The organism is Halomonas sp. A11-A, from assembly GCF_003182195.1.
GTDB lineage: Bacteria > Pseudomonadota > Gammaproteobacteria > Pseudomonadales > Halomonadaceae > Halomonas > Halomonas alkalicola.
The window spans coordinates 106121-130712 of the sequence record NZ_QGTM01000004.1; the positions used below are offsets into that span (position 1 = coordinate 106121).

Here is a 24592-nt window from a genome sequence, read left to right on the forward strand (position 1 = left end):
GCCTCATGCCTTGCATTGCAGGGGGTCGACCAGCCGGGTGACGCGCCTGACGATATCGTTGACCACGGCCCGGGGGCCGCGGCGGTCGGTGCGCACGGTGACGTCGGCGGTGGCCCGGTAGAGGGGGTCGCGCACGCCGAACATCTCGCGCAGCACCGCCTCCTTGTCCGGCCGCTGCAAGAGCGGCCGGTTGCGGTCCTTGGCGGTGCGCCTGAGCTGCTGCTCGACGGTGGTGTAGAGGTAGATGACGGTGCCTCGCTCGCGCAGCATGCGACGGTTCTCCTCGCGCAGCACGGCGCCGCCGCCAGTGGCAATCACCACGCCTTCGCGGCGGGTCAGCTCGTCGATCATCTGGGTCTCACGCTCGCGGAAGCCGGCCTCCCCCTCCACGTCGAAGATCCAGGGGATGTCGGCGCCGCAGCGGTTCTGGATCTCGTGGTCGGTATCGAAGAAGTCGCGAGAAAGTTCGGCCGCCAGGAGGCGGCCGATGGTGCTCTTGCCGGCCCCCATGGGGCCGATCAGTATCAGGTTGGGTAGTGCCTGCATCAGCGAAGGGCCACGCCGTCGTCCAGTATCCGAGGGGTAATGAATACCAACAACTCTACCTTCTCGTTGGTCTCTTGGGTATAGCGGAAGAGGTGCCGAATCACCGGCAGGTCGCCCAGGAAGGGGGTCTTGACCAGGTTGCGCAACTCCTCGGTCTGCAGGATACCGCCCAGCACCACGGTCTCGCCGTTGTCCACCAGCACCTGGGTCTGGATCTCGTTCTTGTTGATCGGCGGCTCCTCGCCGGGGTTGAACTCGCCGAAGGTGTCGTTGGTGATGGCCACGTCCATGATGATGCGATTATCCGGGGTGATCTGCGGGGTCACCTCCAGCGACAGCACCGCCTCCTTGAAGTCCACCGCCGCCGCCCCGCTGGCCGCCGACTCGCGGTAGGCCCGCTCCTGGCCCTGCTTGATCACCGCGGTGCGCTGGTTGGCGGTGATCACCCGGGGCTGGGAGATGGTATAGCTGCGCCCCTCGCTCTCCATGGCGCGTAGCTCCAGGTCGAGAAGCACGTCGCCGGAGAGATAGCCGAAGGCGAAGCTGGTCATGCCGCCCACGCCGCGATCGGTGGAGCCGAAGTCCACGGCCAGGCCACCCAGGCCGGAGATCGGGGTGCCATCGGATGCACCACCGAGGTTGAAGCGACTGCTGGAGGTGCTCGACGCCCCCCAGTTGACCCCCAGCTCGCGGGTGGCGCTGTCGCTGGCGATCACGATACGCGCCTCGATCTGCACCTGGCGCACCGCCACGTCGAGGCGATCCAGGGTGCGCATGATCTCGTCGATCTGGTCGGCGGTGTCCTGGATCAGCAGGGTATTGGTGCGCGGATCGATGGCCACACGGCCTCGCTCGGTCAGCAGCCCGAACCCTTGGCCGCCACGCAGCAGCGCCGCAAGATCAGCGGCCCGAGCGTACTTCACCTGGATGTACTCGGTGGTGAGCGGCGCCAGCACCTCCATCTGCTCGCGGGCCTCGAGCTCCTGGCGCTCGATGTTGGCCAGCTCGCTGGCCGGCGCCACCACGATGACGTTGCCCTCCTGGCGGCTGGCCAGGCCATGGCTCTTGAGCACCAGGTCCAGCGCCTGGTCCCAGGGCACGTCTTCCAGGTTGAGGGTCACCCGCCCCTGGACGCTGTCGCTGGCCACCAGGTTGAGCCCGGTGAAGTCGGCGATGATCGCCAGCACCGAACGCACCTCGATGTCCTGGAAATTGAGGGTGATGCGCTCACCGGTGTAGGGGAACTGCTCGCGGACCCGCTGGTCTCGCTGCTGCTGGGTGACCGGCTGGGCCTCGATGGTGAGCTGCCGCCCGCTCTGGGTGGAGACCATGGCGAACTCGCCGGCCCCCTCGATATCGAGGGTCACGCCATCTCGGCCGACCCGCGGGGTGACGCGGCGCAGCGGGGTGCCGAAGTCGCTGACGTCATAGACCTGATCCAGGGAGGCCGGCAGCTCCACGCCGCGCAGGTCGGCGGTGATGCGGTTTCGCCCGCTCTCGCGCACCCGGGCATCGACCCCGGCACGGTCGAAGGTGACCACCAGACGGCCGGCGCCGCCCTCGCCGCGGCGGAAGTCGATGTTCTCGACGCTGGGACCGCTGGCCACGGCACGGCTGGGCGCCGGCTCGCTGGCGGCCGGGGCCGGCGTGGACGCCTGGGCCACGCCGGTATCGGCCGCACCGCCACCGATGGCCAGCCGCAGCCGGTTGCCCTGCTCGCGGGTGTTGTAGGGCAGCGGGCCCTCGAGATTGAAGACCAGCCGGGTGCGCGAGCCGGCCTCCAGCGCCGTGACCTGCTGCACGCCGCCGATGCCCAGCGCATAGCTGCGCTGGTCGAGGCGGTTGGCGGTCTCCATCAGGTCGATGGTGAGCCGCGCCGGGTCGTCCAGGCGGTAGCCGCGCACCTCGGGCACCGGTCCCGTGAAGGAAAGCTCGACCTCCAGCTCGCCGCCGCCGCCCTGCCGGAAGTCGAGCCCCTCCAGGGAGGAGGCGGCCAGGGCGCCGGCGGAGAGCGCCAGCAGCAAGAGTGTCGCGAATCCACGCTTCATGATCGGTAGCATTGTTCCCTTCCCCGCTTGTCGCCCATCCCTGCCGGTGGGCGGCGAATCGCTTGCCTGGTGGTTTATCCGGATCTCGTTATCAGGATCTAGTCGTTGAGCGTCATCTGCGTCGTGCGCTCGATCCAGCCACCTCGCCCGGTGGGCACCACCTCGATCAGCTGCACCGAGGAGGAGGTGATGCTGACGATGCGCCCGAAATCACTGCCCAGGTAATTGCCCACGCGCAGCCGGTGCACCGTGCCGCTCGGCGCCCGGACCAGCGCCGAGGGCTGCCCGCCATGAGTCAAGGTGCCGACCAGGTCGAGCTGACCGAGGCCATAGGCCTCAAGGGGCTCCCGCGGCCGAGTCAGGTCTGGCGCCAGCTCCTCGGAACCGCGCGGCGGCTGCTCCGTTTCGGGCAGCCTGGCGATGAACGGACTGCGCCGATCGGCCTCGTCGTAGGGCAGCGCCTCATAGTCGGGAATATCGGGCAGCTCCACCCGCGGGGTCGCACCGGGGTTGCTGCGGATCTCGGCCAGCTCGCGGTCGAGCATGCCGAGCTGAGGGTCGGCACATCCCGAAAGCCCCAGCAGCAGCGCGACCGCCAGTGCCGCCGAAAGACGGTTGGCTCGGCTCATGGCGCCCCCTCCTCGCTCTGGCGGTAACTGTAGGTCCGCGCCAGCAGGGAGAGCCTGAGCCGCTGGCCGCTGCCCCCCTCCGGCGACAGGGTCATGTCGTGCAGGGTAACGATGCGCGGCAGCGCCGCCACGCCGGCCAGGAAGGTAGCGATGCGGTGGTAGTCGCCCTGCACCTGGATATCGAAGGGCTGCTCGATATAGTGCTCCCGGGTGACCGTGCCGCGCAGGCGAATGGAATCGATGGCGAGCTGATTGTCGATGGCGGTCTCGCTGATGTTGTCAATCAGCGAGGGCACCTCGGCGCCGGTGGGCAGCATCTCGCGCAGTTCGCTCATGCGCGCCTCGAGGACGCCCATCTGTTCGCGCATCGCCTCGAGATTCGCCGCCTGGGCCGCCTTGCTGCGGTAGTCACGGATCAGCTGCGCCTCCTGGCCACGCACCCGTTCGAGCTCCTCCTTGGCGGGGGCCGCCAGGTACCAGTGCATGCCGTAGAAGGTCGCGCCCAGCAGCAGCAGGCAGCAGAGCAGCTGCAGCGACCAGGGCCAGACGCCGGCCTCCTTGATGTCCAGTTCACGCCAGTCCAGCTCGCGCAGGCGACGCACCTCTCCCTTGAGACTCATGACCCCTCCTCCGCCGACGCCTGATTCGCCGCCGCCCGGGGCAGCTGCTGGCTCATGCTCAGGCTGAAGCGACGCCGCTCACCGCCCCCCTCGGCCTCCACCTCGGAGAGCACTGGCTCGGTGAAGGAGGCGGCCGCCGCCAGCGCACGCAGCTGGTCGGAGACCTGGCGGTTGTTCTCGGCCAGGCCGGCCAGCCGCAGGCTGTCACCCTGGCGGGTGAGCTGGGTGTAGTGGACGCCGTCCACCAGGCTTGAGGTCAAATCGCTCAGGACATGGACGGTCTGGGTGCGACCCATCTGCAGCTCGGTGAACACCCGCACCTGCTCGAGCATCTGCTCGCGGATCGCCTCCAGCTCGCTGATCTCGCGGATCGCCGAGTCGAGCTGGCGACTCTGGGCCTGAACATGGGCATTGCGCTGCTGCTGGGCCTGGGCTTCCTGCTCGTAGTGCCAGGTCAGGCCGTAGCCGCCCCCGAGGCCGAGCAGGGCGGCCAGCCCCAGCGTCACGAAGAAGCGCTTGCTGCGACGGGCTCGGCGCTCTTCGCGCCAGGGCAGCAGGTTGATCTCGATGGTCATGGGCGGGACCTCATTGCCAGGCCGCAGGCGGCAAGCAGCGCCGGAGCATCACCGGAGAGCGTCTGGACGTCGATGCGGCCGTTGACCTTCATGCGCGCCAGGGGATTGGCGATGGAGACCTCCATGCCGCTCTCCTGGGCCAGTCGCTCGGCCAGGCCGGGCAGCATGCTGGTGCCGCCGGCCAGCACCATGCGACGCACCTCCTGCTTGCGACCGGCGGTGTAGTAGAGCTGCAGGGAGCGCCCGACCTGCTGCACCAGGGTATCCAGGAAGGGGCCGAGCACGCTGCGCGGATAGTCCTCGGGCAGGCCGCCGCGCTTCTTGGCCAGGCCCGCCTCGTCGAGGCTCAGGCCGTAGCGGTTGCGGATCTCCTCGGTGAGCTGGCGACCACCGAATACGGTGTCGCGGCTGTAGACCACACGCCCCTCGCGCAGCACGTGAAAGGTGTTCATGGTGGCGCCGATATCCACCAGGGCCACGCACTCCTCCTCGCCGGAGGAGGCGGGCAGCTGATGGCGCACCTCGGTGAAGGCGCGCTCCATGGCGAAGGTCTCGACATCCACCGCCTCGGGGGTCAGCCCCGCCTGCAGCACGGCGTCGGTCAGCTGGCTGACATCCTGCTGCCGACAGGCCACCAGCAGCACGTCCTGCTGGTCGGCGTAGCGGGCGTTGAGGCCCAGGCGCTGGAAGTCGAAGGCGACCTCACTGAACGGAAAGGGGATGTGCTTGTCTGAATCGAGCTGAATGCGCGCTTCAATTTCACCGTCGCTGAGCGAGGCCGGCAGCGTCAGCGTCTTGGTGATGGCCGCGCTGGCAGGCACCGCGACCGCGGCGCGGCGGGTATGCGGCTTGGCCTGCTGGACCGCCCGGGAGAGGGCATCGACCACCTCCCCCATGTCCTGGATGCGACGCTCGACCACGGCGCCCTCGCGCAGCGGCCGCACCGCGTAGCTCTCGACCTGGTAGCTGGCGCCAGCACGCCTGAGTTCCACGAGCTTGACGGTTGCCGAGGTGATATCGACACCGATCAGTCCCTTGCTGGATGCCCTGAATCGCATCTCGGTCCGCCCCTGCTGATCCATGCGGATGACCGCTTGTTATTTCGCTCACTCCTCACGGCAGGAGGAGTCTGAGCCCCGGGGACTGGCCCCTGTAAGCAGAGGTTACATGATATTGCCGAATCTCACACGGCTAACCGCAAACCTGCACCCTCAACGCTGGTGACCCCGCGCCTGGATTCCTATAATGGCGTCTCAGTCGCCCCGACCCGTTCCCTTCGCGACGCTCCAGTTCCCTGCACGGATACCGCCCCTTCATGACGTTTATCAGAACCCTGTGCTTTTCCCTGGTCTGGCTGCTGGTGTCCCTCACCGCGGCCGTGGCCCTGGGCGTGGTGGGCGCCGCGCTCTACTTTGCCCCCGGGCTGCCCGATGTGCGCCAGCTTCAGGACTTCGAGCTGCACTCCCCGCTGCGCATCTTCACCCGCGACGGCAAGCTGATCGGCGAGTTCGGCGAGGAGCGTCGTATGCCGGTGGAGTTCGACGAGATCCCCGGCGACTTCATCCAGGCACTGCTGGCCGCCGAGGACGCCAATTTCTTCGAGCACCGCGGCGTCGACCCCAGGGGCCTGGCGCGCGCCGCCGTGGAGCTCGCCTCCAGCGGCGGCGAGATCCAATCGGGCGGTTCCACCATCACCATGCAGGTGGCGCGCAACTACCTGCTGACCCTGGACCGCACCTTCACCCGCAAGATCCGCGAGATCCTGCTGGCCCTGCAGATGGAGCAGGTGCTCACCAAGGAGGAGATCTTCGAGCTCTACGTCAACAAGATCTTCCTCGGCAACCGCGCCTATGGCATCGCCGCCGCCGCGGAGACCTACTACAACCGCCCGCTCGGCGAGCTGACCCTGGCCGAGAAGGCGATGATCGCCGGCCTGCCCAAGGCGCCGTCGGCCTTCAACCCCCTGGCCAATCCGGAGCGCTCGCTGATCCGCCGCAACTGGATCCTCTACCGCATGCGCCAGCTGGGCCATATCGACCAGGCCGCCTACGACGAGGCGGTCCAGGCGCCGATCACCGCCCGGCGCTACGTGGCCCAGACCGAGGTGGACGCCGACTACGTCGCCGAGATGGCCCGCCAGTTCGCCGTGGAACGCTTCGGCGATGAGGCCTACACCGGCGGCTACCGCATCCACACCACCCTGGACAGCGAGCTGCAGCCCTTCGCCCGCCGCGCCCTGGCCGATGGCCTGATCGCCTATGACACACGCCACGGGTGGCGCGGCGCCGAGCAGCGCGACCTTCCCGCGAGCCTCGTGGAAGCCCAGGCGCGCACCGACCGGCGCGGCCTGGAGGAGGAGCTCGACGAGTCCCCCGAGATCCTGGAGACCGCCCAGCGCGCCGCCGAGCGCAGCCAGACCGAGATCGAGGGCATCGAGGGCGATGTCAGCAACTGGGTTCAGGTGCTCGAGCGCACCGCGGGCTTCGGCCCGCTGCAGCCGGCCATCGTGGTGGAGAGCAGCGGCCGTGAGATGCGCGTGCTGACCCGCGGCGGCGAAGTGCGCACCATCGCCTGGGACGGGCTCTCCTGGGCGCGGGCCTACCGCAGCCCGCGGGCCCGCGGCCCCGAGCCCGGCTCCGCCGCCGAGATCGCCAGCCGCGGCGACCTGGTCCGCGTGCTGGAGCGCGATGACGGCAGCCTGCGCCTGGCCCAGCGCCCGGACGCCGAAGGCTCCCTGGTGGTGATGCACCCCGACACCGGCGCCATCCTGGCGCTGCAGGGCGGCTTCAGCTTCCAGGCCAGCAAGTTCAACCGCGCCGTACAGGCCCAGCGCCAGTCGGGCTCGATCTTCAAGCCGTTCATCTACCTGGCGGCCCTGGACAGCGGCCTGATGACCGCGGCCAGCGTGGTCAACGATGCCCCGGTGGTGGTCCAGGACGGCAGCAGCGAGCTGTGGCGGCCGGTCAATGCCAGCGGCGACTTCCTCGGCCCGACCCGCCTGCGGGTGGCGCTCGCCCGTTCGCGCAACCTGGTGACCATCCGGGTGCTGCAGGAGGTGGGGCTCGATGCCACCATCGACTTCCTGGAGGGCTTCGGCTTCGCCAGCTCACGCCTGCCCCGGGGGCTCTCCCTGGCGCTGGGCAGCGCCGACCTGACCCCGCTGGAGATGACCAACGCCTATGCGGTGCTGGCCAACGGCGGCTACCAGGTCGCTCCCTGGTTCATCGAACGTGTCACCCGCGGCGACGACGAGCGGCTGATCGAGGAGGCCACCCCCATGGTGGTGTGCCGCGAGTGCTCCAACGGCCAGACCGAGGTGGAGATCGACGGCCGGCTCCACCCGGTGGCACCGCGCGTGGTCGACCCGATGTCCGCCTACATCCTGACCGACATGCTGCGCGACGTGATCGACAGCGGCACCGGCCGCGCCGCCCAGTCGCTGGGCCGTGGCGATATCGTCGGCAAGACCGGCACCACCAACAACCAGCGCGACGCCTGGTTCGCCGGCTACAACGCCGACCTGGTGGCCACCGTGTGGCTGGGCAAGGACAACAACGAGACCACCGCCGAGTACGGCGCCAACGCCGCCCTGCCGATCTGGATCGACTTCATGAGGGACGCCCTGGCGGGCCGCCCCGAGGCGAAGCATCCGCGACCCCCCAGCCTGGTCACCGCCCGGATCGACCCGGACAGCGGCCGCCTGCTGCCCGACGGTCACGGCGGCGGCATCAGCGAGCTCTTCCATCCGGATCACCTGCCCAGCTTCCAGCCGCAGCGCGTCGAGCGCGAAGTGGAGCAGCACAGCGGCTCCCAGGGCACCGGCGCCTACGAGGCGATCTTCTAGCGCCGCCTACCGGGGCGGCAAGGATGCCGCCCCGCCCTCTCACGAGATCAAGCGCAACACCCAGACACGACGACGCCGGCTCGAGGGCCGGCGTCGCGGAGGCTGGTGAGCCATACGTTACACGCCGCGCATTACACGCCGTAAACGTCGTCCACGCTCTTCAGCGGATAGTGGGAGGGGTAGGGCCGACGCGCCACGCCGGAATCCACCGCCGCCTGCGCCACCGCGGAGGTGACCCGCTCCAGCAGGCGCACATCCACCGGGGTGGGGATGATGTACTCACGGCCGAAGCTCATCTCGCTCTTCTCGTAGGCATCCAGCACCTCCTGGGGCACCGGTTCGCGGGCCAGGTCCTTCAGGGCGTGAACCGCGGCCACCTTCATCTCCTCATTGATGCGGGTGGCGCGCACGTCCAGGGCACCGCGGAAGATGAAGGGGAAGCCCAGCACGTTGTTGACCTGGTTCGGGTAGTCCGAGCGACCGGTGGCCATGATCACGTCAGGACGCACTTCGCGTGCCAGATCGGGGTGGATCTCCGGATCCGGGTTGGTGCAGGCGAAGACCACCGGGTTGGGCGCCATCTTGCGGATGTGGTCGGCGCTCATCAGGCCGGGGCCGGAGAGGCCGACGAAGACGTCGGCGCCATCGATGGCGTCATCCAGGGTGCGCTTGTCGGTGTCGACGGCGAACATCGCCTTGTAGGGGTTGAGATCCTCGCGACCGGTGTGGATCACGCCCTTGCGATCGAGCATCACGAGGTTCTCGGCGCGCGCACCGCAGGCCACCAGCAGCTTCATGCAGGCGATGGCCGCCGCGCCGGCACCCATGCAGACGATGCTGGCGTCCTCGAGGCGCTTGCCGGCGATCTCCAGGGCGTTGAGCATGCCCGCCGCGGTCACGATGGCGGTGCCGTGCTGGTCATCGTGGAAGACCGGGATGCTGCACTGCTCGATCAGCGCCTGCTCGATCTCGAAGCACTCCGGCGCCTTGATGTCCTCGAGGTTGATGCCACCCCAGGTATCGGCGATGCGCGCCACGGTGTCGATGAAGGCCTGGGGGCTCTCGGAGTTGACCTCGATGTCCACGGAGTTGATGCCGGCAAAGCGCTTGAACAGCACACCCTTGCCCTCCATGACCGGCTTGCTGGCCAGGGCGCCCAGATTGCCCAGCCCCAGGATGGCGCTGCCATCGGAGATCACCGCCACCAGGTTGCCCTTGCCGGTGTAGCGGTAGGCGTTCTCGGGGTCGCGAGCGATCTCGCGGCACGGCTCGGCCACGCCCGGGCTGTAGGCCAGGGCGAGGTCCTTGGCGGTAGCGGTGGGCTTGGTCAGCTCGATGGAGAGCTTTCCGGGGATGGGCTTGGCGTGATAGTCCAGCGCGGCCTGTCTTGCATCACTCATAGAGGGTGGGTTCCGGTCAGGGTGAAATCGTCCGTCCACGATATAGAAAAACTTTCCACCGCTCAAGTCTCGCGACTTTCTCGCCTTTTGTACGCTCGTTTGACGCCGATGGCAGCCATTTGCTGCAACTTATGCCTGGCGAGCCAGCCATAAGCCATCCCTTATCACAGCACCCAGCATGAAAAAAACCCGCCACGATGGGCGGGTTTTTCGACGGTCCGGGGAACGTCTGGGCGATCAGCGCTTGATCGCGGCACCGAAACGCTTATTGAAGCGCTCGACGCGACCACCAGTGGTCGCCTGCTTCTGCTTGCCGGTGTAGAAGGGGTGGCACTGGGAGCAGACGTCCAGGGAGAAGTCGTGGCCGGAGGTGGAGCCCACCTGGAAGCTGGCGCCACAGGAGCAGGTCGCGTTGACCGTCTTGTATTCGGGATGGATACCTTGTTTCATCTTGAGCCTCGTTGAGCTGCATGCCGCCACCTGATCTGCTGCCAGGCACCGCATACGGGTTGTCTATCGGTCGCGCCGACTGATGGTCACGAAAACCGCAAGCGCGAGTGCAAACCGGTCGTTCCGCCCTGGCCGAACTCGGCAGGCAGGGAGGCGCAGCATTCTAGCAGAGCCAATCCCGGAGGCCAATTGCCCATCTCGACTCCGCCCCCGCGCGTGCTGGGCGTCGCGGTTCCCTCGCCGCTGCGCCGACTGTTCGACTATCGCCCTGCCGGTGCGCCGCCGCCCGGCGGCTGGGCCCCGGGGCTGCGCGTGAGGGTGCCCTTCGGGCGGCGCGAGGTGGTCGGCGTGGTGATGGAGTGCCGCGAGCGCAGCGAGCTGCCGCTGGCCGAGCTCAGGCCCGTCGCCGCCTGCCTGGACGCCGCTCCCCTGCCCGCCGACTGGCTCTGGCTGTGCCGCTTCACCGCCCGCTATTACCAGCACTCCCTGGGGGACACCCTGCACCAGGCCATGCCGGTGCTGCTGCGCCAGGGCCGCGCCCTGGAGGGGCGCACCCGGGAGCGCTGGCAGCTCACCGCCGCGGGCCGTGACGCGCCCGCCGAGACCCTGTCCCGCGCCCCGCGCCAGGCCGAGCTGCTGGCGATGCTCGCCCAGCATCCCCACGGCCTGGCCGCCCAGGCGATCCTGGCCCAGTCGTTTTCCCGCGACCAGCTCAGGGCCCTGGCCGCCAAGGGGCTGGTGGCGTCCCGCGAGGAGCCGCTCACCGCTCGCTCCCGGCCAGATGCCGATCAGCTGCTGGCGGAGCCCGCCCTGCCCCTCAACCGCGAGCAGGCCACGGCGCTGGCCGCCCTGCACGAGCGCCTGGAGGCCTATCACCCCTGCCTGCTGGAGGGGGTCACCGGCAGCGGCAAGACCGAGGTCTACCTGCAGCTGATCGAGGCGGTGGTGGGGCGCGGGCGCCAGGCGCTGGTGCTGGTGCCGGAGATCGGCCTCACCCCTCAGACCCTGGCCCGCTTCCGCAAGCGCTTCCGGGTGCCGGTGGTGGCCCTGCACTCCGGCCTCACCGACCACGAGCGGCTGGACGCCTGGGAAGCCGCCGCCAGCGGCCGCGCGCCCATCGTGATCGGCACCCGCTCGGCGATCTTCACCCCGCTGGCACGTCCCGGCGCCATCATCGTCGACGAGGAGCACGACGGCTCCTACAAGCAGCAGGACGGCCTGCGCTACCACGCCCGGGACCTGGCGGTGGCCCGCGCCCACCATCACGGCATCCCGCTGCTGCTCGGCAGTGCCACCCCTTCGCTTGAGAGCCTGGCCAAGGCGCGCAGCGGCGAGTGGCGCCATCTGCCGCTGACCCGCCGCGCCACCCGCCATGCCCCCGCCCGGCTGGAGCTGATCGACCTGCGCGGCCGGCCCCGCCAGGGCGGCCTGATCCCGCCAGTGCTCGACGCCATCCGCGAGACCCTGGGCGCTGGGCACCAGGTGCTGGTGTTCATCAACCGCCGCGGCTTCGCGCCGACTCTGGCCTGCCACGCCTGCGGCTGGCTGGCCGAGTGCGACGCCTGCGACGCCCGCATGACCCTGCACCGCCAGCCGCCGCTGCTCGCCTGCCACCACTGCGACCGCCGCCGCCCCCTGCCGGAGAGCTGCCCCAAGTGCGGCAGCATCGACCTGCGCCCCCTGGGCAGTGGCACCGAACGCACCGAGGAGACTCTGGCCGGCCTCTTCCCGAAGGTGCCGGTGCACCGCATCGACCGCGACAGCACCCGCCGCCGCGACGCCTTCGAGCAGGCGCTGGCCGAGGTGCGCCGAGGCGAGCCCTGCCTGCTGGTGGGCACCCAGATGCTGGCCAAGGGCCACCACCTGCCCCACGTCACCCTGGTGGTGGTGGTCAACGCCGACGCCGGCCTCTATGCCAGCGATTTTCGCGCCCTGGAGCAGAGTGCCCAGCTGCTGGTGCAGGTGGCCGGCCGCGCCGGCCGCGCCGCCCACCCCGGCCGGGTGCTGGTGCAGACCCTGCACCCGGATGACCTCCACCTGCGCCTGCTGGCCAAGCGGGGCTACGCCGCCCTGGCCGAGCAGCTGCTCGCGGAGCGCCGCGCCGCCGCCCTGCCCCCCTTCCGCTTCCTGGCGCTGCTGCGCCTGGAAAGCGCCAGGGAAGAGGCCGCCGGCGAGCTCGCCCGGCGCGCCGCCGCCACGCTGCGTGGCTGGCTGGCCGAGCGCGAGCTCGCGGTGGAGTGCCTCGGCCCGGTGCCGGCCCCCATGGAGCGCCGCCAGGGGCGCTACCACCTGCAGGTGATGCTCAGCGCCGAGCGGCGCAGCGCCCTCCACGAGGCCTGCGCCTGGCTGACCGCCTGGCTGGAGGCCACGCCCGAGGCGCGCCGCACCCGCTGGTCGCTGGATATCGACCCCCAGACGCTCAGCTGACGCCCGCCCTTTAAAGCCGCGCCACAATTGCCGATAATGGCCGGCCGTGCCCGCTCCGGGCTCCGCTTCCATGCCCGCGCCGCGGGCGAGTGCCTCGTTAGCGCCGGTTCATCGGCCGCTCGCCCCGCTCGACGCCACAGGACATCCGACGCTCCATGAAAGAGACCATCGTTTCGCTGCTCGAAGGCGCCCTCGACACCCTCAGGCAGCAGGGCGTGCTGCCCGCCGACCTCGCCCCGCCCATCAAGGTCGACCCGACCCGGGACAAGGCCCACGGCGACTACGCCACCAACCTCGCGCTGATGCTGGCCAAGCCCGCCGGCAGGAAGCCCCGCGAGCTGGCCGAGGCCCTGATCGCCGCCCTCCCCGAGAGCGACGCCATCCGCCAGGTGGAGATCGCCGGCCCCGGCTTCGTCAACTTCTTCGCCGCCACCGACGCCGCCGCCCAGGTGGTGCGCCAGATACTCGACTCAGGCGACGCCTATGGCCGCAGCCTGACCGGGCAGGGCGCCAAGGTGCAGGTGGAGTTCGTCTCCGCCAACCCCACCGGGCCACTGCACGTGGGCCACGGACGTGGCGCGGCCATCGGCGACTGCATCTGCCGCCTGCTCGAGGCCACCGGTTACGACGTCACCCGCGAGTTCTACTACAACGACGCCGGCGCCCAGATCGGCAACCTGGCGCTCTCGGTGCAGGCTCGCGTCAAGGGGCTCGACCCCGACCACGAGAGCTGGCCCGCCGACGGCTACCGCGGCGGCTACATCATCGATGTGGCCAACGCCTACCTGGCCGGCGAGACCGTCCACGCCGACGACCGCCACGTCACCGGCAAGGGCGACCCGGACGACCTCGAGGCGATCCAGGAGTTCGCCGTGGCCTACCTGCGCCGCGAGCAGGACCTCGACCTCAAGGCCTTCGGTGTGCACTTCGACGTCTACTTCCTGGAGTCCTCGCTCTACCGCGACGGCAAGGTGGAGGCCGTCGTCGAGCGCCTGGTGGCGAACGGCCACACCTTTGAACAGGACGGCGCCCTGTGGCTGCGCACCACCGCCTTCGGCGACGACAAGGACCGGGTAATGCGCAAGAGCGACGGGCAGTACACCTACTTCCTGCCCGACGTGGCCTACCATCTCGACAAGTGGCAGCGCGGCTTCACTACCGTGATCAATGAGCAGGGGGCCGACCACCACTCCACCGTGACCCGGGTCCGCGCCGGCCTGCAGGCGCTGGAGGTCGGCATTCCCCAGGGCTGGCCCGAGTACGTGCTGCACCAGATGGTGATGGTCACCCGCTCCGGCGTCGAGGTGAAGCTCTCCAAGCGCGCCGGCAGCTACGTCACCGTCCGCGACCTGATCGACGAGGTGGGTCGCGACGCCACCCGCTTCTTCCTGGCCGCTCGTCGGGCCGACTCCCAGCTCACCTTCGACATCGACCTGGCGCGCTCCCAGTCCAACGACAACCCGGTCTACTACGTGCAGTACGCCCACGCCCGGGTGTGCAGCGTGATGCGTCGCGCCGAGGCCGACGGCCTGGCCTTCGACCACGCCCAGGCGATGGCCAGCCTGGGTCGGCTCGAGGAGGACCAGGAGAAAGCGCTGATGAACCGCCTGGCCCGCTACCCCGAGGTCGTCGAGCACGCCGCCGCCAACCGGGAGCCCCAGCAGGTCGCCCAGTACCTGCTGGACTTGGCCGCCGATTTCCATACCTGCTACAACGCGGTGAAGGTGATGGTCGAGGATGACGCCCTGCGCAACGCTCGCCTGGCCCTGGGCCTGGCGACCCGCCAGGTACTGCGCAACGGCCTGGACCTGATGGGAGTCAGTGCCCCCGAGGAGATGTAACCCATGGCGACCCGCAAGCAGACGCCGCCGAAGCGTCGAGGCGCCACCAGCAGTCGCCGCCAGGCCAGCAGGCCGCCCCGCGAGTGGCGCCTGCCCGGCTGGGTCTGGGGCCTGGCCGGCCTGGTGGGCGGCTTCCTGCTCTCCCAGCACCAGCACGGGGTGGCGCCCTGGCAGGTCGAGGACTCGCCCCTGGCCACGGTGCTGCCGCGCAGCGCCCCGCCGGAGCCCGAGGCCGCGGCACCGGCGAAGCCCAGCGAGCCGCGTATGCCCACCTTCGAGTTCTACACCCTGCTGCCGGAGTCCGAGGTGATCGCCCCGCGCGGCGAGATGCCCTCCTCCACGGCGCGACCGCCGGCGCCGCCTCCCGTCGAGGAGACGGCCGCCGCCGAGCCCGGCGAAGACCCCATTGCCCAGGTGATCGCCGCCAACCTGGCCGCCGACCGCAGCGAACCGGCCGCCTCGGAACCAGCCGCCTCGGAACCGGCCGCCAGCAACGGCCACCGCTACATGCTGCAGGCCGCCTCCTTCCGCGAGTCCGGCGACGCCCAGCAGCTGCAGCGCCGCCTGCGCGACTTCGGCCTGCTGGCCCAGGTCAGCGAGGTCAAGGCCTCCGGCGGCGAGACCTGGCACCGCGTCCAGGTCGGCCCCTACGACGACAACCGCGAGCTCAGCCGCGCCCAGGACCTGATGGTCACCCAGGGCATCGAGCCGCTGCTGATCCGGCTCCAGAACTAGCGGCTCCAGAACTATCCGCCCCGGAGCCAGGCCAGCGCCGATTCAGGGGCGCGCTCCCGCCCTGAGTCGGCGACGCTCCAGACGTCTTGAATTCAGGGCTCGCCGCCCGCACCTCTCCCTTCAGCCTATTCGCGGCGCCCGGGCCACCCCCGCGGCGCCGAAAGTCATCGGGAGCCCTCCGCTCCCCCAAGGAGACACTCCTCCATGACCACGATCGTATCCGTGCGCCGCGGTGACCAGGTGGCGCTGGCCGGCGACGGCCAGGTGTCGCTGGGCAACACCGTGATGAAGGGCAACGCCAGCAAGGTCCGCCGCCTCTACCGCGGCGAGGTGCTGGCAGGCTTCGCCGGCGGGACCGCCGACGCCTTCACCCTCTTCGAGCGCTTCGAGGCGCAGCTGGAGAAGTACCAGGGCAACCTGGTCAAGGCCGCCGTGGAGCTGGCCAAGGACTGGCGCACCGACCGCTCCCTGCGCCGCCTGGAGGCGCTGCTGGCCGTGGCCAACAAGGACGCCTCGCTGATCATCACCGGCAACGGCGACGTGGTGGAACCCGAGCGCGGCATCATCGCCATCGGCTCCGGCGGCAACTTCGCCCTGGCCGCGGCCCGGGCGCTGCTCGAGAACACCGACCTCTCGGCCAAGGAGATCACCGAGAAGTCGCTGGCGATCGCCGGTGACATCTGCGTGTTCACCAACCACCACGTCACCCTCGAAACGCTCTGAAGGCTGCCCCCATGACCCAGATGACCCCCCGCGAGATCGTCCATGCCCTGGACCAGTACATCATCGGCCAGCAGGACGCCAAGCGCGCCGTGGCCATCGCCCTGCGCAACCGCTGGCGCCGCATGCAGCTCGACGCCGACCTGCGCCAGGAGGTGACCCCCAAGAACATCCTGATGATCGGCCCCACCGGGGTGGGCAAGACCGAGATCGCAAGGCGCCTGGCCAAGCTGGCCCGCGCCCCCTTCATCAAGGTGGAGGCCACCAAGTTCACCGAGGTGGGCTACGTGGGCCGCGACGTGGACTCCATCATCCGCGACCTGACCGAGGCCGCCATCAAGCTGGTGCGCGAGCAGGCCAAGGAGGAGGTGGGCCACCGTGCCGAGGACGCCGCCGAGGACCGCATCCTCGACGCCCTGCTGCCGCCGCCCCGCGGCCAGGAGGACGCGCCCCGCCAGGACAGCGGGACCCGCCAGATCTTTCGCAAAAAGCTCCGCGAGGGTCAGCTCGACGACAAGGAGATCGACATCGAGCTGACCCAGCAGGGCCCCGGCATCGACATCATGACCCCGCCGGGCATGGAGGAGATGACCCAGCAGCTGCAGAGCCTCTTCTCCGGCATGGGCAAGCAGAAGAGCGAGACCCGCCGGGTCACGGTGAAGGACGCCTTCGCCCTGCTGCGCGACGAGGAGGCCAGCAAGCTGGTCAACGAGGAGGAGATCAAGAGCCGTGCCATCGAGGCGGTGGAGCAGCACGGCATCGTCTTCCTCGACGAGATCGACAAGGTGGCCAAGGGCAGCGGCCAGTCCAGCGGCGGCGAGGTCTCCCGCGAGGGGGTGCAGCGCGACCTGCTGCCGCTGATCGAGGGCTCCACGGTCTCCACCAAGTACGGCATGGTGAAGACCGACCACATCCTGTTCATCGCCTCCGGCGCCTTCCACCTGTCGCGCCCCTCGGACCTGATTCCCGAGCTGCAGGGTCGCCTGCCGATCCGCGTGGAGCTCAACGCCCTGACCCCGGAGGACTTCAAGCGCATCCTCACCGAGCCCTCCGCGGCGCTCACCAAGCAGTACCAGGCGCTGCTGGCCACCGAGGGCCTCGAGATCGAGTTCACCGCCGACGGCATCGAGCGCATCGCCGAGATCGCCTGGCGGGTCAACGAGGGCACCGAGAACATCGGCGCGCGCCGACTGCACACGGTGATGGAACGCCTGCTGGAGGAGGCTTCCTACAAGGGCAGCGACATCGGTAGCCCGCTGGTGATCGACGCCGCCTACGTGGACTCCCAGCTCGGCGAGCTGGCCATGGACGAGGACCTGTCGCGGTATATCCTATGAGCGCCCCCACCCCCACCCGAGTGCACTACCACCGCAAGGCCCAGGAGCTCGAGCTCGGCTACGAGAACGGCGAGAGCTACCGGCTTGCGGTGGAGTACCTGCGGGTCTTCTCCCCCTCCGCCGAGGTGCGCGGCCACGGCCGCGGCCAGGAAACCCTGCAGGTCGGCAAGAAGTTCGTCGGCCTCAAGGACATCACTCCCGCCGGCCGCTATGCCCTCAAGCTGCACTTCGACGACGGCCACGACAGCGGCCTCTACAGCTGGGACTACCTATGGTGGCTGATCGAGCAGCGCGAGGCCAACTGGGCGGACTATCTGCAGCGCCTGGAGGACGCCGGCGCCAGCCGCGAGCCGCTGGGCATCGAAATCAGGCAGCTCTAACCCCCGTCAAGACAATCGCCATCGCGGGGCGCTACAATGTCGCCCATTCGAGGCAGCGGCCTCTCCCATGCAGCGATTCGGGAGCCCCATCGCATGAGCGCCAACCCCAGCTCCAGGGACAAGCAGACCACCCACTTCGGCTATCAGGAAGTGCCCGTCGAGGAGAAAGCCTCCCGCGTGGCCGACGTCTTCCACTCAGTGGCGGCCCGCTACGACGTGATGAACGACCTGATGTCCTTCGGCATCCACCGCCTGTGGAAGCGCCTGACCATCGAACGCTCCGGCGTGCGGCCCGGCCACAGCGTGCTGGATATCGCCGGCGGCACCGGCGACCTGACCCTGAAGTTCTCGCGCCTGGTGGGACCCCGCGGGCGCGTGGTACTAGCGGACATCAACGAGTCGATGCTGCGCGTAGGCCGCGACAAGCTCCTCGACCGCGGCGTGGGCGGCAACGTCGAGTATGTCCAGGCCAACGCCGAGTGCCTGCCCTTCCCGGACAACACCTTCGACTGCATCACCATCGCCTTCGGCCTGCGCAACGTCACCGACAAGGATGCCGCCCTGCGCTCCATGGCCCGGGTCCTCAAGCCCGGCGGCCGCCTGCTGGTGCTGGAGTTCTCCAAGCCGCCCAGCGCTCTGCTCTCGAAGGTCTATGACGAGTACTCCTTCCGGCTGCTGCCGAAGATCGGCGAGGTGGTCGCCAACGATGCCGACAGCTATCGCTACCTCGCCGAATCGATCCGCATGCACCCCGACCAGGAGACCCTCAAGGGGATGATGGAGGCGGCCGGCCTGGAGCGCGTCGAGTACACCAACCTCACCGGGGGCATCGTCGCCCTGCACCGCGGCATAAAGCTCTGAGGTGGGCATGGCGTTGACCCCAACCCTGCTGCTGGCCGGCCTGGAGCGCACCCTCAATACCCTGCTCGCCCGCGACCCGGCGGCGCCCTCGCGACTGGCCCGGCTCGCCGGCCAGCGGCTGCTGCTGCGCCTGGAGAATCCCGAGCTGGCCCTGGCGATCCACTACCATGCCCACGGCCTCGACCTGCTGCGCCCGGGTGACGCCGACGAGACGGCCTTCGACGCCGTGGTGGAACTGGACGCCGCGACCGCAGGCGCCCTGCTCGGTGGCGCCTCCCTGGAGCGGCTGATGTTCCAGGGACGGCTGGCGGTACGCGGGCGCATCCCGCTGCTGGAGGCCACCCGCGACCTGCTGCTCGACCTGGACCCGGACTGGGAGGGCGAACTGGCCCGCTGGCTCGGCGATATGCCCGCCAACAGCCTCGCCGAGGGGCTGCGCCGCCTGGGCCGCTTCGGTCTGCGCACCCGGGAGGAGTTCTGCGCCGACCTCTCCGAGTACCTGATGGAGGAGGCGCGCTTGCTGCCCGGCCGCCCACAGCTGGAGGTGCTGCGCGACCACCTCACCGAGCTGGAGATCGCCGCCGACCGCCTCGAGGCACGCCTGGCGCGCCTGCACCGCCGCCTGGCGGCGCAGCAGGCCGAGCGGGTGAAGCCATGATGCTGCTGCGGCTGCTGCGCATCCTCTGGGTGATCACCCGCTATCGGCTCGACACCCTGATTCCCCTGGAGCGCCTGCCCTGGGCGCTGCGCACTCTCTTCAGGCTCTCGCCGCTGCGCCTGGTGCCCATCGGCGAGCGCTCTCGCGGTGCGCGCCTGCGCCTGGCGCTGGAGTCGCTGGGCCCCATCTTCGTCAAGTTCGGCCAGGTGCTCTCCACCCGCCGCGACCTGCTGCCGGCAGATATCGCCGACGAGATGAAGCGCCTACAGGACCAGGTGCCCCCCTTCCCTGGCGACCAGGCGCTGGCCGTGGTGGAGGAGGAGCTCGGCATGACCGTGGCGCTGGCCTTCGCCCACTTCGATGCCGAGCCGCTGGCCTCGGCCTCCATCGCCCAGGTGCATGGCGCGCGCCTGCACAGCGGCGAGGAGGTGGTGGTCAAGATCATCCGCCCCGGCATCGACCGGGTGATGCGCCAGGACATGGCGCTGATGTACCGCTTCGCCAGGCTGCTGACCCTGGTGCCCGAGGCGCGCCGCCTGCGCCCGGTGGAGGTGGTGCGCGACTACGAGGCAACGCTGTTCGACGAGCTCGACCTGCACAAGGAGGCCGCCAACACCTCCCAGCTCAAGCGCAATTTCAAGAACTCGCCGCTGCTCTACGTGCCGGCGATCCACTGGGAGCTGACCCGCCAGCGCGTCATGGTGCAGGAGCGCATCTACGGCGTTCCGGTGGCCGACATCGCCGCCCTCGAGGCCCAGGAGACCGACCTCAAGCGGCTCGCCGAGCGCGGCGTGGAGATCTTCTTCACCCAGGTGTTCCGCGACAACTTCTTCCACGCCGACATGCACCCCGGCAATATTTTCGTCGCCCGGGAACATCCCCATGACCCCCAGTACATCGCCATCGACTGCGGCATCGTCGGCAGCCTGACCCGCGAGGACCAGGACTACCTGGCCCGCAACCTGCTGGCCTTCTTCCACCAGGACTACTACGAGGTAGCCGCCCTGCACATCGAGTCGGGCTGGGTCGGCGAGAATACGCGAGCCAACGAGTTCGCCGCGGCGATCCGCACGGTGTGCGAGCCGATCCTCGAAAAGCCCCTCAAGGACATCTCCTTCGGCCAGGTGCTGCTGGGCCTGTTCCAGACCGCGCGGCGCTTCGACATGGAGGTACAGCCCCAACTGGTGCTGCTGCAGAAGACCCTGCTCAACATCGAGGGGCTGGGCCGCCAGCTCTACCCCGACCTGGACCTCTGGAAGACCGCCAAGCCCTTCCTGGAGCAGTGGATGAAGGAGCGCGCCGGCGCCCGGGGCTTCTGGGAGTCCCTCAAGCGCCAGGCGCCCGAGCTGACCCGCCAGCTTCCCGAACTGCCGGTGCTGGCCCACCAGGCGCTCTCCCAGATGGACCAGGAGAAGCGCCAGCGCCGCCGCCAGAGCGAGGCACTGGGCGGCATCCGCCAGCAGCTGGTTCGCGAGGGTCGGCGCAGCCGCCGCCTGCGCCTGGGGCTCTTGCTGGTGGCCCTGGCGCTGGCCTGGCAGCCGCTGAGTCAGTGGGCCGCCGGCCAGCCCTGGCCCGCCCTGGCCGCCGCCGTCCTCGGCCTGGCCCTGCTGGCCTGGCACTGACCTCCCATCCACGTCACGGAGCCTTCATCCATGAGCGATATTCTCGAGCGCCTGCAAGCCGTCCTGGATCAACGCCGCGAGGGGGATCCGCAGGATTCCTACGTCGCCGCCTTGCATCACAAGGGCCTGAACAAGATACTCGAGAAGGTCGGCGAGGAAGTCACCGAGACGCTGCTCGCCGCCAAGGATGCGGAACGTGGCGGCGAGGCCGAGCGTGAGGCGTTGATCGCCGAGACGGCCGACCTGTGGTTTCATAGCCTGGTGATGCTGTCGCACCTCGACCTCGACCACCGCGCCGTGCTCGACGAGCTGGGCCGCCGCTTCGGTGTCTCCGGCCACGACGAGAAGGCCGCCAGGCAGCAATAGATTCTTACGGCTCCCGGACAGGCCGGGGCCCCGTTCCAGAGGAAGCACACATGTTAGGTGGTATCAGTATCTGGCAGCTGCTGATCGTACTCGGCATCATCATCCTGATCTTCGGCACCAAGAAGCTGCGCAACGTCGGCAGCGACCTGGGTGGCGCCGTGAAGGGCTTCAAGAAGGCCATGCACGAGGAGGAGAAGGGCGAGGAGAAGGACGACGTCCAGACCCAGGCCCGCGTGGACCACAAGGAAGAGACCAACACCTACGACGTCCAGGCCGAGCGCAAGCCCGAGGAACAGGAAGAGCGCAAGTAAGCCGCCATGTTTGACATCGGCTTTCTCGAACTCATGGTCATCGGCGTGGTCGGCCTGCTGGTGCTGGGCCCGGAGCGGCTGCCCAAGGCGGCGCGCACCGCGGGGCTGTGGATCGGCAAGATCAAGCGTACCGTCTCCGGCATGCAGCGCGAGATCAGCGCCCAGCTCGAGGCGGAGGAGCTGCGCCAGAAGCTCAACGAGCAGCAGAAGAAGCTCGACGAGAGCGTGCGCCAGGTCAAGCGTGACGTGGAGAGCCTCGCCGAGCCCGACCGCCCTGCCGAGAGCAAGCCGGATCAGGCCCCTGCACCCAGCGCCGAGCAGCGCCTGGACGCCGCCCTGGCCCGCGCCCGCCGCGACGGCCCCGGTCGCCAGGAGCCGGCAGACGATGCGCGTCCCGATGACCGCCCCGAGCCCACCGCCGCCGACAAGGACGCCTCCTCCCGATGAGCAAGACCGGTGACAGCCCGGAACAGCACCAGGCCACCCTGATCGAGCACCTGATCGAGCTGCGCTCGCGACTGCTGCGAAGCGTGGTGGCGATCCTGGTGATCTTCCTGGGCCTTTATGCCTTCGCCAACGACATCTACACCTTCGTGGCTCAGCCGCTGATGGCGCTGCTGCCGGAAGGCTCGCAGATGATCGCCACCGAGGTGGCCTCGCCTTTCCTGGCGCCCTTCAAGCTGACCCTGGTGGTGGCGGTGTTCATCGCCGTGCCCTATGTGCTGCATCAGGCGTGGGCCTTCGTGGCCCCGGGGCTCTACGACAACGAGAAGGCCCTGGCGCTACCGATCCTGGCCTCCAGCGTGCTGCTGTTCTACGCCGGGGCGGCCTTCGCCTACTACGTGGTCTTCCCGCTGCTGTTCCAGTTCTTCACCCAGACGGGGCCGGAGAACGTGGCGGTGATGACCGACATCAACGCCTACCTCAACTTCGTGCTCAAGCTGTTCTTCGCCTTCGGGGTAGCCTTCGAGATCCCCGTCGCCACCTTCCTGTTGATCGCCTCGGGCGCCACCACGGTGGAGAGCCTGTCGAAGAAGCGCCCCTACATCATCCTCGGCTGCTTCGTAGTGGGCATGCTGCTCACCCCCCCGGACGTGATCTCTCAGAGCCTGCTGGCGGTGCCCATGTACCTGCTCTACGAGGTGGGCCTGCTGTTCGGGCGCCTGGCACGCCGCAAGAAGCAGCGGCGCGCGGCGGACGAAGACGAGGCCTGAGCGGCCAGGCATCCGTCTGGTCCTACCCAAGAGTGAACCCCGCAAGCGGGCGCCTGCGGGGTTCCTTTTTACCTGACACTTTTCACCTGACACTTGCGGCTTGGGGAGCCTGCCGCGAGCGGCTCAGCGATCCATCAGCTCGTCGATGCGGTCGACCAGCTTGAAGATCCCGGTGGCCGCCTCACTGATGCGGGTCGCCAGCATGTAGGCCGGGGTGGTGACCACGCGGTTCTCGAAGTCCACCACGATCTCCTCCACGCCGCAGGTGCGGTGCAGCCCGCCCATGGCGCTGATGGCGCCGGAGACACCCGGGTCGTGGCCGATGGTCACGGCGATGCCATTGCCCAGCAGCTTCGGCACCATCACCGGCGCGATGCACATCAGGCCGATCGGCTTGCGGGCGTCAAAGAAGCCGGCCAGGGCCTCCCGGAGCTCGCCCAGCACCTCCATGTCGGCCCCCGCCTCGGCGAAGTTCGACAGGTTCTTGGCCGCCCCGAAGCCGCCGGGCAGGATCACCGCGTCGAAGTCGGCGGCGGCCAGCTCCGCGAGCGGCGAGATCTCGCCGCGGGCCAGACGCGCCGACTCCGTCAGCACATTGCGCGTCTCGCCCTCGGCCACCTCACCGCTGCGATGGTCGATCACGTGGTGCTGCTCGATGTCCGGGGCGAAGCAGCGATAGCCGATGCCCAGCTGGTCGAGCCGCAGCAGGGTCAGGGTGGTCTCGTAGATCTCGGAACCGTCGAAGACACCACAGCCCGAGAGAATCACCGCCACCTGTTTGCTCATGCCTGTCTCCTTGCAGGGGTCACCCGCCGGCAGGCGGGCCCGATAATCGAACCCCACACTCTAGAGCGAACGTCCGGGTGCGACAAGGCGAGACTTTCGGCGCACCGGCGCGCTGATATACTCGGAGTCAGCCGCAGCGCCACTGTCATCCAACCGTCATCCTGCGTCGCCACAATGCCGTCTGGCCGGCGACCCACGCTGGAGAATCGCCTTGAGTTTCATGACCACCCGCCAGTTTCCCGCTACCCGCCTGCGCCGCATGCGCCGCGACGACTTCTCGCGTCGCCTGATGCGCGAGCACACCCTGACACCGGCCGACCTGATCTGGCCGGTGTTCGTGCTGGAGGGCGAGAACCAGCGCGAGGCCGTGCCCTCGATGCCCGGCGTCGAGCGCCTGTCGCTGGACCTGCTGATCGAGGAGGCCCGCGAGGCGCATCAACTGGGCATTCCCGCCCTGGCACTGTTTCCGGTGATCGACCCGACCCTGAAGAGCGAGCTGGCCGAGGAGGCCTTCAACGCCAACGGCCTGGTGCAGCGCAGCGTGCGCGCCCTCAAGGAGGCCCTGCCCGAGCTCGGCATCATCACCGACGTGGCCCTGGACCCCTATACCAGCCACGGCCAGGACGGCATCATCGACGAGCAGGGCTATGTGCTGAACGACCGCACCGTAGAGACCCTGCTCAAGCAGGCGCTCTCCCACGCCGAGGCCGGCGCCGACGTGGTGGCCCCCTCGGACATGATGGACGGCCGCATCGGCGAGATCCGCCGGGTGCTGGAGCAGGAGCACCTGGTCAACACCCGCATCATGGCCTACAGCGCCAAGTACGCCTCGCGCTACTACGGCCCCTTCCGCGATGCGGTGGGCTCCTCCGCCAACCTCGGGAAGGCCGACAAGAGCACCTACCAGATGGATCCTGCCAACGGCGACGAGGCGCTCCACGAGGTGGCACTCGACCTGGCCGAGGGCGCCGACATGGTGATGATCAAGCCTGGCATGCCCTATCTCGACGTGGTGCGTCGGGTCAAGGATGAGCTCAAGGTGCCCACCTTCGCCTACCAGGTGAGCGGCGAATACGCCATGCACATGGCCGCCTTCGAGAACGGCTGGCTGGACGCCGACAGCGTGATCCTCGAATCGCTGACCTGCTTCAAGCGCGCCGGCGCGGACGGCGTGCTGACCTACTTTGCCAAGCGGGCCGCCCGCCTGCTCGCCCAGTGATGG

Annotated in this window: 24 protein-coding genes; 15 read left to right on the forward strand and 9 right to left on the reverse strand. The window is 69.2% G+C overall.

The window, feature by feature from the left end; genetic code table 11:
- Window positions 1-3: 3 nt before the first annotated feature.
- The 6 genes from aroK to pilM form a co-directional block, all read right to left on the reverse strand.
- Entirely contained in the window at window positions 4-546 is a 543-nt protein-coding gene (aroK, locus tag DER72_RS04975; RefSeq protein WP_110068891.1) for a shikimate kinase AroK, read from the reverse strand.
- On the reverse strand, window positions 546-2594 hold the full coding sequence (pilQ, locus tag DER72_RS04980; RefSeq protein ID WP_258306201.1) for a type IV pilus secretin PilQ: 2049 nt from the start codon (window positions 2592-2594) through the stop codon (window positions 546-548). The genes aroK and pilQ overlap by 1 nt, the downstream gene beginning before the upstream one ends.
- 98 nt (window positions 2595-2692) lie before the next feature.
- Window positions 2693-3223 (reverse strand): pilus assembly protein PilP, encoded by a 531-nt coding sequence (locus tag DER72_RS04985; protein WP_110068893.1) that lies wholly within the window; start codon window positions 3221-3223, stop codon window positions 2693-2695.
- A complete protein-coding gene (locus DER72_RS04990; protein WP_110068894.1) occupies window positions 3220-3843 on the reverse strand; it encodes a type 4a pilus biogenesis protein PilO in 624 nt (207 codons plus the stop codon). The genes DER72_RS04985 and DER72_RS04990 overlap by 4 nt, the downstream gene beginning before the upstream one ends.
- On the reverse strand, window positions 3840-4418 hold the full coding sequence (locus DER72_RS04995) for a PilN domain-containing protein (protein WP_110068895.1): 579 nt from the start codon (window positions 4416-4418) through the stop codon (window positions 3840-3842). The genes DER72_RS04990 and DER72_RS04995 overlap by 4 nt, the downstream gene beginning before the upstream one ends.
- The gene (gene pilM / locus DER72_RS05000) at window positions 4415-5476 is read right to left on the reverse strand and encodes a type IV pilus assembly protein PilM (protein WP_110068982.1); all 1062 of its coding nucleotides are present in this window, start codon (window positions 5474-5476) and stop codon (window positions 4415-4417) included. Before pilM ends, DER72_RS04995 begins: the two co-directional genes overlap by 4 nt.
- A 257-nt stretch (window positions 5477-5733) precedes the next feature.
- Here pilM and DER72_RS05005 point away from each other — a divergent pair, with 257 nt between their 5' ends.
- Complete coding sequence (locus DER72_RS05005) at window positions 5734-8262, forward strand: penicillin-binding protein 1A (RefSeq protein ID WP_110068896.1); 2529 nt, start codon at window positions 5734-5736, stop codon at window positions 8260-8262.
- A 131-nt stretch (window positions 8263-8393) separates the two neighbouring features.
- Here DER72_RS05005 and DER72_RS05010 read toward each other — a convergent pair whose 3' ends face one another.
- Window positions 8394-9662: a malic enzyme-like NAD(P)-binding protein gene (locus DER72_RS05010; RefSeq protein ID WP_110068897.1), complete on the reverse strand. Its 1269-nt coding sequence runs from the start codon at window positions 9660-9662 to the stop codon at window positions 8394-8396.
- Window positions 9663-9899: 237 nt separating this feature from the next.
- Complete coding sequence (gene rpmE / locus DER72_RS05015; RefSeq protein ID WP_110068898.1) at window positions 9900-10112, reverse strand: 50S ribosomal protein L31; 213 nt, start codon at window positions 10110-10112, stop codon at window positions 9900-9902.
- Window positions 10113-10301: 189 nt separating this feature from the next.
- Between rpmE and DER72_RS05020 the strand changes: the two genes are divergently transcribed.
- The 13 genes from DER72_RS05020 (at window position 10302) to tatC (ending at window position 22584) form a co-directional block, all read left to right on the forward strand.
- Window positions 10302-12539 carry a primosomal protein N' gene (locus DER72_RS05020; RefSeq protein ID WP_110068899.1) on the forward strand — a complete coding sequence of 746 codons (2238 nt, stop codon included), beginning with the start codon at window positions 10302-10304 and terminating at the stop codon, window positions 12537-12539.
- A 155-nt stretch (window positions 12540-12694) separates the two neighbouring features.
- On the forward strand, window positions 12695-14380 hold the full coding sequence (gene argS / locus DER72_RS05025; protein ID WP_110068900.1) for an arginine--tRNA ligase: 1686 nt from the start codon (window positions 12695-12697) through the stop codon (window positions 14378-14380).
- Between the two features lie 3 nt (window positions 14381-14383).
- Window positions 14384-15115, forward strand: coding sequence for an SPOR domain-containing protein (locus DER72_RS05030; RefSeq protein ID WP_110068901.1), 732 nt, complete (start codon window positions 14384-14386; stop codon window positions 15113-15115).
- A gap of 204 nt (window positions 15116-15319) precedes the next feature.
- Window positions 15320-15838 (forward strand): ATP-dependent protease subunit HslV, encoded by a 519-nt coding sequence (hslV, locus tag DER72_RS05035; RefSeq protein WP_110068902.1) that lies wholly within the window; start codon window positions 15320-15322, stop codon window positions 15836-15838.
- Between the two features lie 11 nt (window positions 15839-15849).
- Complete coding sequence (hslU, locus tag DER72_RS05040; RefSeq protein WP_110068903.1) at window positions 15850-17172, forward strand: ATP-dependent protease ATPase subunit HslU; 1323 nt, start codon at window positions 15850-15852, stop codon at window positions 17170-17172.
- Window positions 17169-17552 (forward strand): gamma-butyrobetaine hydroxylase-like domain-containing protein, encoded by a 384-nt coding sequence (locus tag DER72_RS05045; protein WP_110068904.1) that lies wholly within the window; start codon window positions 17169-17171, stop codon window positions 17550-17552. Before hslU ends, DER72_RS05045 begins: the two co-directional genes overlap by 4 nt.
- A 93-nt stretch (window positions 17553-17645) precedes the next feature.
- Window positions 17646-18413 carry a bifunctional demethylmenaquinone methyltransferase/2-methoxy-6-polyprenyl-1,4-benzoquinol methylase UbiE gene (gene ubiE / locus DER72_RS05050; RefSeq protein WP_110068905.1) on the forward strand — a complete coding sequence of 256 codons (768 nt, stop codon included), beginning with the start codon at window positions 17646-17648 and terminating at the stop codon, window positions 18411-18413.
- 7 nt (window positions 18414-18420) lie between these two features.
- Complete coding sequence (locus DER72_RS05055; protein WP_110068906.1) at window positions 18421-19071, forward strand: SCP2 domain-containing protein; 651 nt, start codon at window positions 18421-18423, stop codon at window positions 19069-19071.
- Window positions 19071-20693: a ubiquinone biosynthesis regulatory protein kinase UbiB gene (gene ubiB, locus DER72_RS05060; protein WP_110068907.1), complete on the forward strand. Its 1623-nt coding sequence runs from the start codon at window positions 19071-19073 to the stop codon at window positions 20691-20693. The genes DER72_RS05055 and ubiB overlap by 1 nt, the downstream gene beginning before the upstream one ends.
- 30 nt (window positions 20694-20723) lie before the next feature.
- Window positions 20724-21059: a phosphoribosyl-ATP diphosphatase gene (locus DER72_RS05065; RefSeq protein WP_110068908.1), complete on the forward strand. Its 336-nt coding sequence runs from the start codon at window positions 20724-20726 to the stop codon at window positions 21057-21059.
- 50 nt (window positions 21060-21109) lie between these two features.
- Window positions 21110-21370 carry a Sec-independent protein translocase subunit TatA gene (gene tatA / locus DER72_RS05070; protein ID WP_110068909.1) on the forward strand — a complete coding sequence of 87 codons (261 nt, stop codon included), beginning with the start codon at window positions 21110-21112 and terminating at the stop codon, window positions 21368-21370.
- 6 nt (window positions 21371-21376) lie between these two features.
- On the forward strand, window positions 21377-21817 hold the full coding sequence (gene tatB / locus DER72_RS05075) for a Sec-independent protein translocase protein TatB (RefSeq protein WP_110068910.1): 441 nt from the start codon (window positions 21377-21379) through the stop codon (window positions 21815-21817).
- Complete coding sequence (tatC, locus tag DER72_RS05080; protein WP_110068911.1) at window positions 21814-22584, forward strand: twin-arginine translocase subunit TatC; 771 nt, start codon at window positions 21814-21816, stop codon at window positions 22582-22584. Before tatB ends, tatC begins: the two co-directional genes overlap by 4 nt.
- 123 nt (window positions 22585-22707) lie before the next feature.
- Here the strand turns inward: tatC and elbB are convergent, their stop codons facing one another.
- Complete coding sequence (gene elbB, locus DER72_RS05085; protein ID WP_110068912.1) at window positions 22708-23370, reverse strand: isoprenoid biosynthesis glyoxalase ElbB; 663 nt, start codon at window positions 23368-23370, stop codon at window positions 22708-22710.
- Window positions 23371-23590: 220 nt separating this feature from the next.
- On the opposite strand from elbB, the gene hemB reads away from it, so the two are divergent.
- Entirely contained in the window at window positions 23591-24589 is a 999-nt protein-coding gene (gene hemB / locus DER72_RS05090) for a porphobilinogen synthase (RefSeq protein WP_375153263.1), read from the forward strand.
- The last annotated feature ends 3 nt before the right edge of the window (window positions 24590-24592 follow it).

What these genes read in the sequence shown, in the direction of transcription:
- aroK (WP_110068891.1), bottom strand. Translation starts at nt 546, where the DNA reads ATGCAGGCACTACCCAACCTGATACTGATCGGCCCCATGGGGGCCGGC.
- pilQ (WP_258306201.1), bottom strand. Translation starts at nt 2,594, where the DNA reads ATGAAGCGTGGATTCGCGACACTCTTGCTGCTGGCGCTCTCCGCCGGC.
- DER72_RS04985 (WP_110068893.1), bottom strand. Translation starts at nt 3,223, where the DNA reads ATGAGCCGAGCCAACCGTCTTTCGGCGGCACTGGCGGTCGCGCTGCTG.
- DER72_RS04990 (WP_110068894.1), bottom strand. Translation starts at nt 3,843, where the DNA reads ATGAGTCTCAAGGGAGAGGTGCGTCGCCTGCGCGAGCTGGACTGGCGT.
- DER72_RS04995 (WP_110068895.1), bottom strand. Translation starts at nt 4,418, where the DNA reads ATGACCATCGAGATCAACCTGCTGCCCTGGCGCGAAGAGCGCCGAGCC.
- pilM (WP_110068982.1), bottom strand. Translation starts at nt 5,476, where the DNA reads ATGCGATTCAGGGCATCCAGCAAGGGACTGATCGGTGTCGATATCACC.
- DER72_RS05005 (WP_110068896.1), top strand. Translation starts at nt 5,734, where the DNA reads ATGACGTTTATCAGAACCCTGTGCTTTTCCCTGGTCTGGCTGCTGGTG.
- DER72_RS05010 (WP_110068897.1), bottom strand. Translation starts at nt 9,662, where the DNA reads ATGAGTGATGCAAGACAGGCCGCGCTGGACTATCACGCCAAGCCCATC.
- rpmE (WP_110068898.1), bottom strand. Translation starts at nt 10,112, where the DNA reads ATGAAACAAGGTATCCATCCCGAATACAAGACGGTCAACGCGACCTGC.
- argS (WP_110068900.1), top strand. Translation starts at nt 12,695, where the DNA reads ATGAAAGAGACCATCGTTTCGCTGCTCGAAGGCGCCCTCGACACCCTC.
- DER72_RS05030 (WP_110068901.1), top strand. Translation starts at nt 14,384, where the DNA reads ATGGCGACCCGCAAGCAGACGCCGCCGAAGCGTCGAGGCGCCACCAGC.
- hslV (WP_110068902.1), top strand. Translation starts at nt 15,320, where the DNA reads ATGACCACGATCGTATCCGTGCGCCGCGGTGACCAGGTGGCGCTGGCC.
- hslU (WP_110068903.1), top strand. Translation starts at nt 15,850, where the DNA reads ATGACCCAGATGACCCCCCGCGAGATCGTCCATGCCCTGGACCAGTAC.
- DER72_RS05045 (WP_110068904.1), top strand. Translation starts at nt 17,169, where the DNA reads ATGAGCGCCCCCACCCCCACCCGAGTGCACTACCACCGCAAGGCCCAG.
- ubiE (WP_110068905.1), top strand. Translation starts at nt 17,646, where the DNA reads ATGAGCGCCAACCCCAGCTCCAGGGACAAGCAGACCACCCACTTCGGC.
- DER72_RS05055 (WP_110068906.1), top strand. Translation starts at nt 18,421, where the DNA reads ATGGCGTTGACCCCAACCCTGCTGCTGGCCGGCCTGGAGCGCACCCTC.
- ubiB (WP_110068907.1), top strand. Translation starts at nt 19,071, where the DNA reads ATGCTGCTGCGGCTGCTGCGCATCCTCTGGGTGATCACCCGCTATCGG.
- DER72_RS05065 (WP_110068908.1), top strand. Translation starts at nt 20,724, where the DNA reads ATGAGCGATATTCTCGAGCGCCTGCAAGCCGTCCTGGATCAACGCCGC.
- tatA (WP_110068909.1), top strand. Translation starts at nt 21,110, where the DNA reads ATGTTAGGTGGTATCAGTATCTGGCAGCTGCTGATCGTACTCGGCATC.
- tatB (WP_110068910.1), top strand. Translation starts at nt 21,377, where the DNA reads ATGTTTGACATCGGCTTTCTCGAACTCATGGTCATCGGCGTGGTCGGC.
- tatC (WP_110068911.1), top strand. Translation starts at nt 21,814, where the DNA reads ATGAGCAAGACCGGTGACAGCCCGGAACAGCACCAGGCCACCCTGATC.
- elbB (WP_110068912.1), bottom strand. Translation starts at nt 23,370, where the DNA reads ATGAGCAAACAGGTGGCGGTGATTCTCTCGGGCTGTGGTGTCTTCGAC.
- hemB (WP_375153263.1), top strand. Translation starts at nt 23,591, where the DNA reads ATGACCACCCGCCAGTTTCCCGCTACCCGCCTGCGCCGCATGCGCCGC.